The sequence below is a fragment of the Pseudomonas sp. SDO52101_S400 genome (genome assembly GCF_054071635.1).
The window spans coordinates 26,674-42,621 of the sequence record NZ_JBSVWF010000026.1; the positions used below are offsets into that span (position 1 = coordinate 26,674).

Below are 15,948 nucleotides of genomic sequence, written 5' to 3' on the forward strand. Positions count from 1 at the left end.
CGTTTCCTCAGGCACGTGGCTGGTTGGTTGCGAACAGGTACCGATGGATCTTCCACTCGGTGTTTTCACGTCGAAACACGAACAGCTCGTTGTTGCCTTCGGTCACTTCGATGCCGGCCGCGAGGAGGCGGGTACGGCCCGACGATGAAGTTCGCACCCAGGCCCAATCACCCGTGACTTCGATCTCATGGATGTCAAAACGCACGTTGAGCTGGAGGGTCTTGAACACCTGCTCGTAACCGGCGCGCACCGCCTCGCGACCGATCAGGGCAGGGGCATGCTGCGGCATGAACACCGGATCGCTGCCGTAGAGGCTGAGGATGGTGTCGGTATCAGCGGCATTGAGGGCGACTTCGTAGGCTTTGAGAATGGATTGAATGGCCATGTTGGCACTCCTGTTGATTGAAAGGTTGTTTCTCAAGCAAGCGAGTGCACTATCTACCCATTGAATGTGGAAGATAATCCACGCAGGAGATAGTCTTCATCTCAAATATGAGAGGGAAGGGGTTATGGATTTTAATGCCGTCCGGATGTTCGTCAGCGTGGCGCAGACCGGCAGTCTGTCCGCCGCCGCCGAGCGTCTCAGCATTCCGCTACCGACATTGAGCCGACGCATTCGTGAGCTCGAGCAGCAGTTGAAGGTGCAATTGCTTGAGCGTTCGGTGCGAGGCACCAAGCTCACGGATTCGGGGATGCGTTTGTATGAACATGCCAGCCGTGGCATTGAGGCATTGATTGAGGGCGAACAGGCCGTGATCAGTGATCAGGCGCAATTGAAGGGGCGCCTGCGGCTGTCATTGCCGCCGTCGTTTGAACCGTGGTGGGACGTACTCTCGGCGTTTCAGCGGCAATATCCGCAGATTCAGCTCAGCGTTTACACCACGGCGCGGCGTATTGATCTGATTGAAGACGGTGTCGATGTCGCTTTGCGCGTAGGGACGATTGCCCACGAAACACTGGTCGCACGCCGTATGCTGACTTATCGACACGTTCTGGTGGCGAGTCCGGCATTGATCGAGCGGTTGGGCAGCCCCGAGACCGTTGAGGCTCTGCACAGCTATCCCTGTGCGGTGTGGAGTCAGGGAGGTCATGCGACATGGCAATTGGGAGACCAGCCATTCACGCCGGACTCGATACTCTCGACCAACGACTACGCACACCTTCGAAGCCGGGCACTGGCCGGTGATGTGGTCACGGAACTGCCGCCATTTCTGGCGGCGAATGCCATTCGGGAAGGCGCATTGCTCGCGTTGCTTTCCGATCATCCGCTACCGGAGCAACAGATCAACTTGCTTTACCCGTCGCATCGGCATCCTTCTGCCATTGTGCGGGCGTATCTCGACTTTTCTCAGGGGTATTTGGGGTATCTGGCCCAAGCGTCTTCTACTTGCGGGTAAGGGGCAGCTTCTGGTCGAAAGCTCCACAGTTGACCCCTTGTAGCCAAGGGGCCGTTTGAATCAGTTCCGATACCCTACTGAAGGGGCGTTGCAATCCCGACTCTCGGAAACAAGAGCACTGTCTATCGAGCGTTAGGACCCGAGGTGATGGCCCTCAGGACTTTCCAGCTTCCGGTGCCGACACCGGCCCTGTTCGGCGAGCGGTTTGTATAGACGTGATAACCCAGGGTCTTTCGTCCTGAGAAGTGATTGCAGGTATCCAGGTATCCACCTTGAGAATTGTTGTATTCGTTCCGGAGACTGACCGGATCCCCGATGTAGATCTGTGAGCCGACAGCGCCGTACAAGACGACCCAGTCGAGAGTTTTTTGACCGGTTTTTTCAACGCCGCGGTTCGCTTTTTCCGCGGTGGAGACATTGTAAAGCTCCGGTGCAGCGGCGTGATTGTTCGTGTCGAGGTAGCCGCCCCCGTTTGAGCACATCGGCTGCCGGCTCGGTGTTGATCGTTTTCTTCTCGACGCTGACGTTGAATGAGCCGCTGTTGTTCCCGTAATCGCCCGCCAGATCATTGACGAGAAAGGTGAGTTCTCCATCGGTCGGTACTGTCCAGCGGAGCACGCCGTTATTGATCGGGGTGAGATAGTCATCGCCGATTTTCATCAGGAGCGCACCGACAAGTCCGTCCGGATAGACCAGCCCGGCAGGCTTGTACGAACCCACGAGACTCTCATCCCCTTGAGGACCGTAAGCTCTTCCTGAACCGCGTTCTACCCATCCCGAGGCGATTCGTAATCACGTCTCCCTTCTTGACCTTGAAACCTGTCTGTTTGCCGCTCTCCAGTTTCGCATCGACTGTGCCGGACCAGATATCGGATTGAGACATTGTGAAGCTCCTTTTCCATAGTGATTTCCCTGGCATTTGCCGGGAGAAAACAACGATTTCGCTTTGTGGCCTGCGTACGCACTAGTGAAGGAATCTACGCTCAAAGAGACGAATCGCCGGAGTTCCAGGCTCATTCTGACGGCTTGGGATTCCTTCCCGCAGGTCGCGAGCTGACTATAGAAAGCGGGGGAGGGCTGTCAAAAAAACAGGACGTCTCTGTAATATTCAAAGTCCCTGAAAACTGGGGCGAAGAGAAGGAAATCGGTGGTAGCGCACAGGCAGAGGAAAAAGGACGGTTCAGGCATAAACGGAAATTTCGAATGGCTTTGGAAATGCGGTCGCTTGCAGTTGGCATTCACTTCGGGTGAGAGCGTAACCATGCTGAATGGGTGCTTCTGGTCGAAAGTAGACGCTTATGAATGACCGCTTTCGGCCAGAAGCTGCCAGTCACAAAAGGCTGCTTTCGACCCAATGCGGACGGTGGTGACAGGTAAAAATCGGCCCGAAGCGGACGCTCCCGAGTGTCTATTTAATCTGCGGCGATCTACCCCTCCTATTCGCCTGAACTATCAGCCAAGGGATGGCTGGAATTATCCATTTGAGCCCTCACCTTGCGGGGCGTACTTCCTGTCCACGATTGAAATGCGCGAGCAAAAGAGTTGGAGTCCTCGAACCCCAAAAGAAACGATATCTCCGCACTCGACATAGCGGTATTGCGCAGGTAGTGGCGTGCCAAGGAGTCGCGCAAAGTATCCAGCGTCTGCTGGTACGTAGTCCCTTCGTCCTGCAGCCTACGCTGAAGCGTGCGGGTGCTGACCCCCAGTTTTCGACTGATTTCCTGCATCGATACCGCGCCCGCCGGTAAAGACTCAAGCAGCGTACTGCGTACCCGTTCGACCATTCCGGATGTCCTGTCCAGGTCGGACAAACGCTGTCGCAGACTGGGCTCAAAGAACAACCACATCTTATGGTTTTCTGTCAGAAAAGGTCGCTCGACGTCCGCTGCTGCAAATACCACGCTGGCCTGTGGCGCATCAGTCACTGGAACGCCGAAGTAGGCTTGGTACGCATTCAAGTCCGAGCCAAGGGTTGACGGCGATGGCCAGTTCACCTGCAACGGCTGCACAGCGCTACGTGTCGCCAACCTTGCCAGTTGAACAAAGAAGACGAGCTTGAATGCTAAAAACACAGTAGGTGGCTCGGAGGCGTCTAAAAAATCCATAGTGACGGTGGTATGCGAATTAGTCCGCACGACCCGAATCACCATGGGCGCAATTAGCCTCACATATTTAGCAATCTGCTCGAGGGCACTGCCCATATTGGCACTGCACAGCGCGGCAAAAAGCTCCGGGTCAAACCAGTCTGACGACATGACCTGAGCAATTTGCAAGGGAGCGGGCAAATCGGCGTTTACAGATTTGGCTTCAGCTTCAATAGCCTCCCAAAGCTTGAAGAAGTTTGCCGAGTCTAGGCGAACGTTCTGTCGCGTAAACAAATCGCCTGGTAATTGCGCGCGACGCAAAACGGGAGCAGTTGCCAGTCCCGCATCTTGCATCAATACCCGCCATCCTGGCCAAACTGAATAGTCCAAAGCTGAGCTGCGCTTAACGATCATGGGAAATGTACTGCACTCATGGGGAGATTTATTTTGAATTTTAGGGCTCAGTTTAGGCCGCCAATCACGCCACGACAACGGCGGATTGCGCCAGAAATACCAGGAAAAATTGGCGCCTTTCGAAGTGAAGTTGGCGCGTTAGGCGAGTGCCAACCGTTCATTAGGCGAGCAATGTATGCCTATCTGAGATGTTGAACTGACCGATCTCGATGATCGTATCGTTATCGAGAAAATACAGAACAAAGCATCTTCTAGATCAAGACGTGTTTTGGGCTTCTCCTCTCTATTGGTAGTCATATGAAAAAGACAGTTTTAATCACCGGTGCCTCATCGGGATTCGGCTTGATGCTTGCCACCACTCTTCACCAGCAAGGCTTTAACGTCGTTGGCACGAGTCGCAATCCGGAAAAATATGCCAGCACAGTCCCATTCAAATTACTGCGTCTGGATATTGACGATGATAGTTCTATCCGGTCGTTTACTGATGAGCTGTTTAAAAACATAAAAACCTTGGATGTTTTGGTCAATAACGCTGGCTATATGGTGACTGGGATTGCGGAGGAAACACCTGTAGAAGTAGGTCGTCAGCAATTCGAAACAAACTTCTGGGGCACCGTCAAGGTTACAAATGCAGTGTTGCCGCAATTGCGAAAACAGAAAAATGGCCAGATCATCACAGTCAGTTCAATTGTAGGGTTGATAGGTCCACCTAATCTTTCTTACTACTCGGCATCAAAACACGCAGTGGAAGGATACTTTAAATCTTTACGCTTCGAGTTGAATCAATTCAATATCAATGTCAGCGTGGTCGAGCCCGGCTGGTTTAAAACAAGTTTGGGGCTGAATGCTCACTCTGTTACGGATAGCAAGATCGCCGACTACGACCTTTACCGTACAAAAGTGAACCTGGTAACACAAAAGGGTATAGATGAAGCAGAATCGCCGCACGCCGTTGTGAGCACTATCATCAAGCTTATCGGCACAAAAGAACCGAAGTTCAGCAATCCTGTGGCAAAGATGGCCGGCATGATTTTGTTCCTTCAAAGTTATCTACCCAAAATGTTCGAGAATGCAATATTTAAAAGCATTGCATCAGGTAAAAAGCTATAGAAGATCTATAAGGCAATTTTTTGTCGATTCGTATGTGCTCAGGCAATGAGAAATAACTTATGAAATATTATCTTTGTAAGTATATCCCGCCACGCGCGGACTTCCTGGCAACAATGACTGCCGACGAGCGTCAGTGGATGACTCAACATGGTAGTTATCTGAATGAGCTTCTTGAGCAGGGAGTGGTCGTGGCCCACGGCCCTGTGATTGATCCTGATGGTGGCTATGGTGTTTCGCTGTATCAAGTTGATGATGATCAGGATATCGCAGCGATCACATCGCAAGACCCTATCGTAAAGAATGGAAGTGGGCACTACGAACACTACGCAATGCTTCATTTGAAGGCGCGTGGATGATTCGTGGGCTTCGATATCGCTGAGCTGTTTTTATTAAGTAAATGACTTTAATGCTTAGCAGGCGGCTGTCCACTAATTTATAAATGCCAACAGTAGGAAATAGATATGACAACTGCACTTATCACTGGCGCATCGAGCGGCATAGGCTCTGTTTATGCTCGCCGGTTTGCCGCTCGCGGCCATGACCTTGTTCTCGTCGCTCGTGCGACCGACAAACTCAACATTCTCGCCACTGAGTTACGTGACGAACATGGTGTTTCCATCGACGTCATAACTGCTGATTTGACTGACAGCGCTCAGATCGAGCCGGTGCTTCAACGGCTGCGCTCAGAACCACCGATTGATATTCTCGTCAATAATGCCGGGGCCGCATTGATGGGGGATTTCGCCACAGCCGAATCTGCCGACATGTACAAGTTACTGCGACTCAACGTCCTTGCCCCAACGTTATTAGCATCAGCCGTCATTGGTGGGATGGTGAAACGTGGGAGGGGATCGATCATCAACATCGCGTCAGTTCTGGCCCTTTTACCTGAATACTCCCATGGCATCTACGCGGCCACAAAGTCCTATGTCCTGACGCTCTCGCAGAGCCTCGCGGCAGAAGTCACGTCGAAGGGCGTGTACGTTCAAGCCGTACTGCCAGCAGCTACGCGTACAGAAATTTACGAACGTGCGGGCGGCGACATCAGCAAGGTGCCCGACGTCATGGAGGTTGATGATCTTGTAGATGCGGCACTGGTAGGTTTTGACCGTAAGGAATTGGTCACCATTCCACCTGTGCCTGACGTTACTGCTTGGGAAGCTTTCGAGCGGGAACGCGGGCTCTTGGCGCAAGGTTTCAGCAACGCCCAACCCGCAGCACGCTACCGCACTTAAAAAGTGTGGTGACGCCAGGAGCAGGCGTTGCCATTACCCTTGCCTCGAAGGTCACTCCATAACCTTCGAGGCGGCTGAAAGTAATGTTATAGCTCTGCCGATCAGCGTCGAGAGCTGATGGCCGTCGTCGAAAAGTGCGCCCTCAGATGCGCAGACATCTTAGCCCACCAGGGCACGCCCGGCCCCTAGCCAATAGATACCTCACACTAGTGCTGTGGATCGCCAAGCGCTGTTCCGTTGATTGGTCGTATGTCCGCTTTTGGCCGAAAGGCCTGTTGAAGACAGCCGTATCCCCTTGGCCGGCAGCTATCGGCCAAGAGCGGACGTTTGCGCGCTCCGAAACAAGCCGTCGTTCACTCCTGTTAGTAAGGCGCTTTATCTGTCGACTGATGCCAAATAGATCCATGGGCTCGGCAGAGCTCAACGGAATATCTGTCGCACAACATTTCGATGGCGGCTTTATCAAGCGTCTGATCTGAAGAGGAGATTGACCCACCACAGGTCAGGTACAAGTACAACGCAGCCAGCGCCTCCAGCCTCGACGAGTCGGACTGTACGGTAAACCTTGAAACATCTACCTCGCTCGCCTGGATTTCGATGTAAGGGTCATCGCTCTCTCTGTCTTTCACATACAGGTATGTCCAAGAGCGGCTGTTCAAAGGGTATGAGTCACCATCCGTGTCTACGTTTCGCCCAGGGCCATAGAGCAAATCCAGGAAGCACCTGAAGTCGGGCCGTTCGCTAACGACGGTCACTGTGTACATAGGTTCTCCGTATTGTCTGCTTTGGGTCGAAAGCAGCTTTTTGTGACTGGCATCTTCTGGCCGTTAGACGTCACTCGGGATCGGCAACCAGCCCGGATGGCTGCACTGTTTCACCGACCCGATCACATCTGGTTGAGCTGGGCTTTTCTACTTTGTGCAGGGCTCGGATGGAATGAGGACGACCAGATCCGTATCACCTATGTCGACCCCCGTTTGTGAAAGCAAGGTAGTCACTTGTCCACGGTGATGCGTTTGATGATTGAAGAAATGCATGAGCAAACCATAAAAGCCCCTGTCAGCGGGTATTCCCTTCATGCTTGTGTAATTGAGGGTGTGATCTAGATCCGACTCTGCAATGGAGCAAGACCAATCGACAATTTTCTGATCGAGCCATTCTCGATGTGCCGAAAGTTCTCGGATGTTCGAGAACAGCAACTGGTCCAGGTTTTTGAGCGCAGGAAGCTGCCGAATCGGTCCCAGAGCCAAGTAGTTCGCTGGGTGCTTGGCGAATCGCTTTAGCCAGACAGTGTCGCCGGCCACCAGATGGTTCAACGTCCCAAGAATTGAACCAAAGAATGCTTTCCTATCCACTGAGAGTTCTTCATCTGGCAGGCTTCTGGCTGCCTCATAAATCTTTGCGTTCATCCACTCGTTATACGTCGCCATTAGGCGAATATGACTGGTTCGGCTCATCATGCTCATCCCTTCAATGAATACTTGATAAGCGATCCACGCTCATCTTGAATCCCGGTCTAGTGTTGGGCTTTGTTGTTTCGGGGGCAACTGGGGAGGGACCGTTCTTGCTGGGTGCTTGCATTTGGCTCGGCGAATGTCTTCATTTGGCCGATTTCTGCCTGGCGCGAGCGGCGGAAAACGACCAAAAGCTGCCAGTCAGAAAAGGTTGCTTTCGACCCAAAGCCGTCAGTCGACCTGAGGGCATGAATTAGATGATTTGAACCAAAGGACTGCGGAGTCGACATGAACGTGTTTCTGCTTCTGAGGCAGAAAGGGCGCATCGAGCGTCCCCAACGCTATGGAGACCCAGTCGGCAAACTGACCTTCAGATCGTGACCAGAATAGAGTCGAACCGCACTCCATGCAGAACTCGCGTAATACCGTCTCTGACGAAGCATAGGTTTTGATGCTGGCGGAACCGCGCAATATTCGAAGCGCGCTACGCGGAATGCTTCCGTACGAGGCGAATGCTGCCCCGTGACCTTTGCGACACTGGCTGCAATGACAATGACTCACTGCTTTTGGTAAGACCAGTAGCTCGTAATGGACAGCTGAGCATAAGCAGCTCCCTTGATGCACCTGTGTCATACGCTGTTCCGGGCAAATGAAAATGCCAGCGTAACTGTCCTGGTGCTATCAGTCGACCGACTGCTTTCGGCCCAGAGTGTGTAAAAACGTCTTCGCGACCCCTTGCTATGATTTCTGAGGATTTCATCGCAGGGATCGCCCATGAAGCACTTTATCCAATGTGAACATCGAGGCCAAGGCACCTTACTTCCCGAGAGCCTCGACGACTACGTCAGCGATACCAATCCGGTGCGAGTAGTCGACGTTTTTGTCGACGAACTCAACCTGAAGCGGCGTTCCGGCTGTCCTGTAGCAGCCATGAAACAGTGCTTGAAACCGCGTTGGCCACCGGCTTCCAGTCGGGCGAAGCGTTTGCGCGCGCCTTCAAACTCAAGTTCGGCTGCACGCCATCGGCCTGGCGTTCCACGACGCTTCAGCGGCTAAAAACTCAGGCGGCCGCAATCGGACAGCATCCAGGCGGCCAAGAGAGCAATCCTGATCAGGTGTTCGGCAATATTCGTCAGGAAGATAAGTTCGCGTTCAGTGAATCTGACGGCTCTTATCGGCTGACGGAAGAAATTGCCATGAATGTACGCATTGTTGATTTACCCAAAGCACGTGTCGCGTATCAACGTTTGATCGGTCCATATGGGCCAGCCATCGGTGAATTCTGGCGAGGTACCATTGCGCCGTGGATGCACTCAAATGGCTTCAGTGATCAGCCGTGTTACGGCATCGGTTATGACGATCCTTCTCTCACGCCAGCCAACAAGTGCCGCTATGACGCCTGCGTCGAAGGATCGTCGAAGTCGTCTCTCTTGCTCGAAATTAAACGTAGAACGCAGAGCCTGTTTAAACGAAACCTCTCGTCATGGGTCGCTGCCCACAACGCCTTGCGTCACCCCCTACAGCTAAGACAGAATCCGCCGGCTTGTGCGTCTGGGGCTCCCTCCGTAACTTGATTCCCGTCACTGCACATCAGTGATCGGGTCTGCAAGCCCGCCGGAAAAACCAGTCGCACAGCCTGCCAAAAGGACGCTCGTTTGTGTCCGCTCAATGGCGGCTTTGTGCGGGAGACCCTCGGGTCTGCCGGGTGCCTGGTTTCCCGGTCTTGCAGACCCGCACATAGCTGCCACCCATCATCTGCAAGTGATGTAGGTAGCTCCTAATCAAAAATCAGGAGTTTCACCATGATCAAACCAACACCGAATCCGCCAGAAACCGATCCAGTCTCACCCTACCAATTTCCCGATTCCCGAACCCTGAACGAAGCCGCCGAACGCGCCCTCGACCATTACCTGACCCCGCAACAACGCATCATGGGCAGCCACACCAAACACGACCCAATGTTCCTGGCCAACTCGGCCTACGACAGCGAATCCCTGTTGGCGAACGCCAGCGAATCACTCGATTCAGCCAGCGAAATGCTCAACAACTTCGCCGCCACCCTGGAATCCGGCCACCGCAAAACCGCGCTGGGTATTGCGCAAGTTGTCATGGTCGCGGGGCTGGCCGTGAGTCAGGCGCTGGATAAGGTAGAGCTGAAAGCGTAGAGGCCGCCCTCAAGTAGAAAGGAGCAGATTCATTACCTGAATCTGCTCCTTTTTTGTTCGATGAGCTCAGCCGTTTGCGCCGGCTCGCTTTTCCGCCGTCACGATGCAAGCCTTGTAGAAATTGGAATGGAAATCGCTGATTGCTTTCTGCTGCAAGCTCTCGCTTGAGTACTGCGGAATCGCGTACGCCTCGCGAATCAGCGTCTTGAACAACTCACCCACATACTCGCTCTGCTTGCCTGCCGCTTCGGCCAGTTCCCACACCGAATCCATGGGCGCGCCTTGCTGCCTGCTTTTCATGACCTGTTTGGCCGAGTTTTCTATCCGTTGGCACTCTTCGAGCTCTTCCTGCGGAACAGGAGAGGCAAGAGCGGAAAGGCTGATGGTGAAGATTATCGCTGCTGCAGCAAGACATTGTTTGTGCACGAGGTGTCGTCCGTGATTTTGAGGCTGAACCTTATCATTCATGGCGTGGCGCCACCATTGTGCGCAGGGTGATAGACAGGAAAAGAACCCGGCGCGTTGCCCGAGTCTGGAGTGTTCGAAAAAGTCTCTCCCCTCACTCCATCAGCTTGTCAATAGCACAGTTGAGCGACTGTGCATCCGGCAGCGCGGTGGTAGGCTTTTTACGAGCGCCCGATCTGTTCAGATTATTGGTTAAGGCAGGTCAGGCCAATGCTCAAGCCGCATGTCAGATAACTGAAAGGATTCGAAAATGAAAAAGTCCATCACTGCTCTGGCCGTATCCGCAACGCTCGCTTTCACCGCCACCGTCGCGAATGCTTCCGTACATCCGACCACCCTCAAGGCTCCTCAAACTGTCAATCAAGTAACAGCTTCTATTGGCACGCCTTTCGGTACCCAACAAACAGCGGGCGAAATCCACATGGCCAGTCTGGCCAGAAGTTGCTCCGATGATCGATATTCCTGGTGGGAATACAGCGGTTGGGAAATTGTCGGCTGTCTCGCAAGCGGCCAGTGGTAACTGTTCAGATGAGCCTGGTGCGTGACTTGCGTGGTAAGTGCGCACCAGCGCTTGTTGTGAGGTTGGTTTTGAGTCAGGTGCCGGATTACGTGTATCTCAAGGTATAAACCCAATTCTGCGGCGACAAGAGCAGCCGTTCTTCTCCGCATGAAGCCAGGCGCTGGCACTGGGCCACGGCTTGCGCCACCCTGCATCGACTGTCACCCTTCGGCCCGTTCTCAAGGATCAGAACGAGGAATCAAGGATTGAGTGGCTACATTCCCAACCCGCCTAAAAACTATCGCAACACAGGCACCAAACCCGTCGATATTCATGCCCAGCGTTGGGCTGAGTATGAGAAACACGGGAAAGAGCCTGCGCGTGAGCCTGAAAAAATCGGCATGGCCCTGCGGATCGGAGTGTTCTTCGATGGTACGGGGAATAATGCGAATAACACCGCAGCAGGCTTGCTTTGTGGTGCCCATCATCCAATAGCGCCCGAAGATATCGATGCCAGTTGCAAGCCTTTCATGAGTGATCCTGATAGCAGCTATGCCAACGACACAAGTAATGTGCAGAAGCTGAGTGAGCTGTATTTCGCACCTCAGGAAGCCGAAGGGGATAGCTTGTACAAACAAGCGTTTCGGATGGTGTATGTCGAGGGGATTGGAACGCGATCTGGTAAACAGGACAGTACGTTCGGTGCTGGTACTGGGCGAGGTGATACCGGTGTTGCAGGACGTGTTCAAAGCTCATTCGCCGAGATTGAACTGCGTGTAAAAGACGTGTTGGATCTACATCCCAGTGGGGAAATTACCTCGCTGAAATTTGATGTATTCGGTTTTAGTCGCGGAGCTGCGGCCGCTCGGCATTTCGCCAACGAAGTCGCCCGTGGAAAACAGGGACCTTTAGGGGATGTTTTAAGAAACAATGAAAAGCACCTCAGCCGGACCTTCGTTGATCAATTCAAAAGCAGCATAAATATTGGCTTCATCGGCCTTTTTGACACGGTGCCTTCGATTGCTGGATGGTCGAATCTGGGTGACGTCAAGAGTCCAATCGCAACGGGCATCAAGTTGTACCTTGACCGTCGTTTTTTTACAGATGTCGTTCAATTATCTGCCCGAGATGAGTGCCGAGCGAATTTTGCGCTGAGTCGTGTCAAAGCCGACCATTTGGAGATCACGCTGCCAGGGGTTCACTCGGATATTGGTGGGGGTTACCGCGATGAGGTTGAAGAGTGTGTGCTCATCAGCCCTATGCAATCCCTTGAGGTTTCGCAATTTACCGATGTGTCCACCACCTCGATTTACCAAGATGCGCTGGCTGTGAAAAAACAATGGTTGGACAAGGGTTGGCCGGCGAAAATGTTGGAAATCGTCACCCCCGCTGCGCGGCTCCTTCCGGTAGATCTGCAAGATAGGCTCAGTACTCGCAAGAAACGCGTTTACGTGGCCGTTCAGCTCAAGCGCCCCGTGAGCGGTAAGCTATCCAGGGTATATCTGCGTGTAATGCACCAGTTGGCTAAAGAAAAGGGTGTTCGATTCAACGATATTCCGGACACGCCAGAGTTGGCCGTTCCTTCCGAGCTTCAATCGCTGTGCAACCGGTTTGTGGCAGGTGACTACAGCACTACACCACAAGAGGAAAAACAGCTGAAGCTGAAGTACATTCACATGTCCGCAAACTGGAACCATCCCCTCGGCCGCAGAGACGGTAGTGGTCTCCGTGCCGTGTATATCAATGCGCCTACGGCAGGCGCGATTCGCGTGCAACATCCTCACGTACCTGACTGGACGCTCTGGTAATGAAGTTACTCGTCACTCTCATCTGTGCCCTTTTCATGACTGGCTGCCAGTCTGCTAATCCACTTTCCGCTAAAAATGATCCTAAGTCCGAATGGTGGGAGATGGCTTTTATTGAGCCTGATTACATGAAGGTCTGGGTGGAAGACAGCTCTGTGCAAGATATCACCGGCAAAGTCTTCTCCAGGACTGGCGGCGGTACCGCCGCTGGCGGTGAACCTGAAGACGGCACAGAGTCCGCAAGGGGCTGGAAGGGCGTTGGCGGCAGTGGAAGAAAAGTAGTGGGTGCCGACCTACCCATTCGTATTTACGTCCGCTGGCAATCCATCGTAGAGCAGAAGACATGGCAGGTTTGGGTGGACATTCCTGAGGAGGCCAGGCAACTGATGGTGTCATCTACCAATCAGCGTTGCCCGCAGACGCCTGATCAAAAAGCGAGATATATGGCGTCGATCTATCTGGGGTTGGCGCCTGGTGGCGTCGTGCAGGTGTGGGTAAGAGACTCGTGCCATCATCCGATGAAAGTGGCCCGAGCCCAAGCCGAGATCGAGCCGTTAGGCCCGAGTCAGGGTAAGAACCAAGGTCGTTACGCTTATCCGGTCAGTGAAAAGTCGAAACGCTACATCGAGACATTTGGCATTCCGTACGGCAGTTGGTAGCCAGGGAGTGAAGCTGAGGGAAAATGGGGCGGATACTTCTGAGAAATAAATCCGCCCCCCCCCCATTATTTCTAATAAATCAGAAGTGATTTTGTTCCTCGCAAAACAGTTGCTGAATTCCGGTCTACGCTCGATGTGCAGGGCAAGTAGAGGATCGAAAATGGCAGCTAAAGTAGCTGAGGTGCTTTACATCACAGAGCGCAGTTTCAACAGGCAGATCCTATTTGTTTCTAATCTTCTGAGTCGGACGCGACTTGAATTAGTGATTTGGCTTTATCCAGAGTCGGGTGTTGATCGAATAGCTGGCTTTGACATCAGCTCACGCGTCACCGCAGATGCCATGCCGGTCACAACCTATCCTAATCATATTGTCGGTAGACGCACCGGGCGACTCCGAATGACCGATGACTTGATTAAAAATATTTACCTAAATGAAAGCTCCCTTCTCGGTGAGTGCGACAGTTTGTGCATTTATCTTCCCGAAAGGGTTGATTGGAGCGTGAGCGTCATATTTCACGAAGGGGTTATTTTGATTAAGGATAGCTCTCTGCTCGGTGACATGAAGGGTCTTGAATTCAAGGCTTCATCACACGCTCCTTCTTGGTGGTGAAGCGATTTGCTTGCCAGATATTCAGGGTTCACCCATGTTCCCATGGAACTAGAGCGCAGACTGTTCTGACGTCTGTCAAGTGAGTATTTCAACGACAGCACTCCCCAACCGCTCCCCATTAACCATCACATGCACCGAATGCTCCCCCGCATAGTGCTTGCGCGTAGTGAAATCCTTGATCACTTGCCTGCGCGCCACAACCTCACTCCCAAACCCCGCCAACTCCAACGTCTTCAACTTGAAAACCTTGGTCGACGTCCCGCCATTCGCCTTCACATAGTCAATCGCATAATCAATCACCAACCGCTGCTCCACCGGCACCAACGACCGGACGGTGAACGACAACGTGATCGTCTCCCCAAGCCGCACAACCGCCGGTTCAACCTTCACATCCAGCAACTCAACCTCAGCCTTGGCCCCCGCACCAATAACGGTGAGCGCCCGCAGATCCCCCTGTTTGATCAGACTCCGCAACGCATGTTTGGCGATCCACGCCGTGTGCCTGTTCTCCAGCGCCCAGCCCTCAACCGCATCCAGCACCCATTCCGGATGTTCCTTGGTCACGTCATTCAAATGATTCGCCACGGACTTGCGAACGTACAAACTCTCGTCCGCCTTCAATCGATCAAGAATCCCGGCGGCCAAGTGCGGGTTTGCCTGCACCGGTTCCAGGCGAAAAGACCATGGCAGGCGAGGGCGGCTGCCTTCGCTGGCGAGTCTTCGGACGTGGTGGTTTTCGTCCCGCGCCCAATCGTGCATCCGTTCCAGCGAGCGTTTCAGGTCGCTGCGCAGGAAGTGGCGGATGGCGAATTCGGAGGAGCCGAAAGTAGTGAAGTACTTCAGGGCTTCCATCGAGGTGTCGAACGCGTGCGCGCCGTAGCGGGCGACGTAGTGCGGCAGGCTCATGCTGACGAAGCCGCTGTTCAGTCGTGGGGCGAGTTCGCGCAAGACATCGAGGGAGTTTTCGTAGTCCAGTGGCAGCACGGCGTGCAGGCTTTCGCTGACGCGGGCCATGCGTTGCATGACGGAGAGGTCGGCGAGGCCGTCGTTGGCGTGCTTGAGAAAAGCCTTGGCCTTGAACGACGGGTACACGGCGCTCATTTCGGTGGCGATGTGTTGCAGGCGTTCGGCATTGAAGATTTCTTTCAGGGCCGGGGCGGCGGTTTCGGTGGTGCTCATGGTCAGGTCATCGGGGTGCTGATGAACGCCTGAGTGCCTTCGGCGTACGCGGTGTATTGGGCGATGCGCGGGAAGCGTTGAGCGTCGATCTGGTCGGGGACGACGAGGCCGGTGAAGCTCCAGGCCACAGCGAGGGTGATGCCGTCCTGCTGGAGAGTGCCGTCGGTGGGCAGTGGATGTTTTTGCAGTTCGTGTTCGAGGGCGGTGAAGGCGGCGGCGAGTTGGCCTTCAACGCGTTCGACCCATGGCTGATATTGAATGTCGGTCGGGCGCAGGTTGCGCTCGTAGTAAAGCTGCACGGCTTTTTCGCAGGCGGCGAGACCGAGGCCGATCAGGCGCAGGGCTTTGACCCGTTGCGATAAGTCGGACGGCAGCAGGGTTTTGCCGGACAGGGCTTCGAGGTAGTCGAGGATCAGCGTCGAGTCGATCAGCACTTCGCCATCGTCAAGGACCAGGGTCGGCGCCTTGACCACCGGGTTGATCTGCTGGAATCGTTCGAAGTGGCGAAACACCGACACCGGGTCGTGTTCGAGTTCGATCCCCAGGCACTTCGCGGAGATCGCCACGCGGCGCACGTAAGGGGAGTCCAGCATGCCGATCAGTTTCATGACGCGTTCCTTCAAGTCGAACCGGGGAGGGCATAACGTAGCTGAGGTTGCAGGGATTGTCAGTCCCTGGACCGGGCTGGTTTTGCGGTCAGCTACTGCAATAAATTGCGACAAAGCGCCGCGGCCGTTCGCCGTTTGTCTTCTATATACATCCGCTCGACTGAATTTCTTGCTATAAACGCACTCCGATGACCGCCGTGAAGCCTGTGTCAGAGCACTTTCCGGGCTTTGTCGGACAAATTCCCTGTATTTACAGTTGCTGAG

The 15,948-nt window shown here is 53.8% G+C and carries 18 protein-coding genes and 2 pseudogenes; 12 read left to right on the top strand and 8 right to left on the bottom strand.

The window, feature by feature from the left end; genetic code table 11:
* Positions 1-7: 7 nt before the first annotated feature.
* A complete protein-coding gene (locus ACW9HX_RS14830) occupies positions 8-385 on the bottom strand; it encodes a YybH family protein (protein ID WP_457381199.1) in 378 nt (125 codons plus the stop codon).
* A 124-nt stretch (positions 386-509) separates the two neighbouring features.
* On the opposite strand from ACW9HX_RS14830, the gene ACW9HX_RS14835 reads away from it, so the two are divergent.
* Positions 510-1,397, top strand: a complete 888-nt coding sequence (locus tag ACW9HX_RS14835; protein ID WP_457381200.1) for a LysR family transcriptional regulator — start codon at positions 510-512, stop codon at positions 1,395-1,397.
* A gap of 381 nt (positions 1,398-1,778) precedes the next feature.
* On the opposite strand, the gene ACW9HX_RS14840 is transcribed toward ACW9HX_RS14835, so the two are convergent.
* Positions 1,779-2,183 (bottom strand): LecA/PA-IL family lectin, encoded by a 405-nt coding sequence (locus ACW9HX_RS14840; RefSeq protein WP_457381248.1) that lies wholly within the window; start codon positions 2,181-2,183, stop codon positions 1,779-1,781.
* Positions 2,184-2,833: 650 nt separating this feature from the next.
* Positions 2,834-3,835: an AraC family transcriptional regulator ligand-binding domain-containing protein gene (locus ACW9HX_RS14845; RefSeq protein WP_457381249.1), complete on the bottom strand. Its 1,002-nt coding sequence runs from the start codon at positions 3,833-3,835 to the stop codon at positions 2,834-2,836.
* Between the two features lie 357 nt (positions 3,836-4,192).
* Between ACW9HX_RS14845 and ACW9HX_RS14850 the strand changes: the two genes are divergently transcribed.
* From ACW9HX_RS14850 to ACW9HX_RS14860, 3 genes are all read left to right on the top strand, one after another.
* Positions 4,193-5,005, top strand: a complete 813-nt coding sequence (locus ACW9HX_RS14850) for an SDR family NAD(P)-dependent oxidoreductase (protein ID WP_457381201.1) — start codon at positions 4,193-4,195, stop codon at positions 5,003-5,005.
* Between the two features lie 59 nt (positions 5,006-5,064).
* The gene (locus tag ACW9HX_RS14855; protein WP_457381202.1) at positions 5,065-5,361 is read left to right on the top strand and encodes a YciI family protein; all 297 of its coding nucleotides are present in this window, start codon (positions 5,065-5,067) and stop codon (positions 5,359-5,361) included.
* Positions 5,362-5,466: 105 nt separating this feature from the next.
* Positions 5,467-6,240: an SDR family NAD(P)-dependent oxidoreductase gene (locus tag ACW9HX_RS14860; protein ID WP_457381203.1), complete on the top strand. Its 774-nt coding sequence runs from the start codon at positions 5,467-5,469 to the stop codon at positions 6,238-6,240.
* A 911-nt stretch (positions 6,241-7,151) separates the two neighbouring features.
* On the opposite strand, the gene ACW9HX_RS14865 is transcribed toward ACW9HX_RS14860, so the two are convergent.
* Both ACW9HX_RS14865 and ACW9HX_RS14870 read right to left on the bottom strand, forming a co-directional pair.
* Complete coding sequence (locus ACW9HX_RS14865; protein ID WP_457381204.1) at positions 7,152-7,697, bottom strand: DinB family protein; 546 nt, start codon at positions 7,695-7,697, stop codon at positions 7,152-7,154.
* 228 nt (positions 7,698-7,925) lie between these two features.
* Positions 7,926-8,327 carry a GFA family protein gene (locus ACW9HX_RS14870; RefSeq protein ID WP_457381205.1) on the bottom strand — a complete coding sequence of 134 codons (402 nt, stop codon included), beginning with the start codon at positions 8,325-8,327 and terminating at the stop codon, positions 7,926-7,928.
* 141 nt (positions 8,328-8,468) lie between these two features.
* On the opposite strand from ACW9HX_RS14870, the pseudogene ACW9HX_RS14875 reads away from it, so the two are divergent.
* The 4 genes and pseudogenes from ACW9HX_RS14875 to ACW9HX_RS14890 form a co-directional block, all read left to right on the top strand.
* Positions 8,469-8,594 (top strand): annotated as a pseudogene (locus ACW9HX_RS14875) (hypothetical protein); the annotation flags it as partial.
* Positions 8,582-8,671: pseudogene (locus tag ACW9HX_RS14880) on the top strand (hypothetical protein); the annotation flags it as partial. The pseudogenes ACW9HX_RS14875 and ACW9HX_RS14880, both read left to right, overlap by 13 nt.
* Positions 8,648-9,268, top strand: a complete 621-nt coding sequence (locus ACW9HX_RS14885) for a GyrI-like domain-containing protein (RefSeq protein ID WP_457381250.1) — start codon at positions 8,648-8,650, stop codon at positions 9,266-9,268. The pseudogene ACW9HX_RS14880 and the gene ACW9HX_RS14885, both read left to right, overlap by 24 nt.
* A gap of 228 nt (positions 9,269-9,496) precedes the next feature.
* A complete protein-coding gene (locus ACW9HX_RS14890; protein ID WP_457381206.1) occupies positions 9,497-9,859 on the top strand; it encodes a DUF6124 family protein in 363 nt (120 codons plus the stop codon).
* A 66-nt stretch (positions 9,860-9,925) separates the two neighbouring features.
* On the opposite strand, the gene ACW9HX_RS14895 is transcribed toward ACW9HX_RS14890, so the two are convergent.
* Positions 9,926-10,327 (bottom strand): hypothetical protein, encoded by a 402-nt coding sequence (locus ACW9HX_RS14895; RefSeq protein WP_457381207.1) that lies wholly within the window; start codon positions 10,325-10,327, stop codon positions 9,926-9,928.
* Between the two features lie 247 nt (positions 10,328-10,574).
* Between ACW9HX_RS14895 and ACW9HX_RS14900 the strand changes: the two genes are divergently transcribed.
* The 4 genes from ACW9HX_RS14900 (at position 10,575) to ACW9HX_RS14915 (ending at position 13,897) form a co-directional block, all read left to right on the top strand.
* Positions 10,575-10,844, top strand: a complete 270-nt coding sequence (locus tag ACW9HX_RS14900; RefSeq protein WP_085610622.1) for a hypothetical protein — start codon at positions 10,575-10,577, stop codon at positions 10,842-10,844.
* Between the two features lie 245 nt (positions 10,845-11,089).
* Complete coding sequence (locus tag ACW9HX_RS14905; protein ID WP_457381208.1) at positions 11,090-12,631, top strand: phospholipase effector Tle1 domain-containing protein; 1,542 nt, start codon at positions 11,090-11,092, stop codon at positions 12,629-12,631.
* Positions 12,631-13,287: a DUF2931 family protein gene (locus ACW9HX_RS14910; RefSeq protein WP_457381209.1), complete on the top strand. Its 657-nt coding sequence runs from the start codon at positions 12,631-12,633 to the stop codon at positions 13,285-13,287. Before ACW9HX_RS14905 ends, ACW9HX_RS14910 begins: the two co-directional genes overlap by 1 nt.
* A 160-nt stretch (positions 13,288-13,447) precedes the next feature.
* Entirely contained in the window at positions 13,448-13,897 is a 450-nt protein-coding gene (locus ACW9HX_RS14915) for a hypothetical protein (protein ID WP_457381210.1), read from the top strand.
* 75 nt (positions 13,898-13,972) lie between these two features.
* Here the strand turns inward: ACW9HX_RS14915 and ACW9HX_RS14920 are convergent, their stop codons facing one another.
* Together ACW9HX_RS14920 and ACW9HX_RS14925 are read right to left on the bottom strand one after the other, a co-directional pair.
* On the bottom strand, positions 13,973-15,076 hold the full coding sequence (locus ACW9HX_RS14920) for a DNA alkylation repair protein (protein ID WP_457381211.1): 1,104 nt from the start codon (positions 15,074-15,076) through the stop codon (positions 13,973-13,975).
* Between the two features lie 2 nt (positions 15,077-15,078).
* On the bottom strand, positions 15,079-15,684 hold the full coding sequence (locus tag ACW9HX_RS14925; protein ID WP_457381212.1) for a glutathione S-transferase: 606 nt from the start codon (positions 15,682-15,684) through the stop codon (positions 15,079-15,081).
* Positions 15,685-15,948 lie beyond the last annotated feature (264 nt).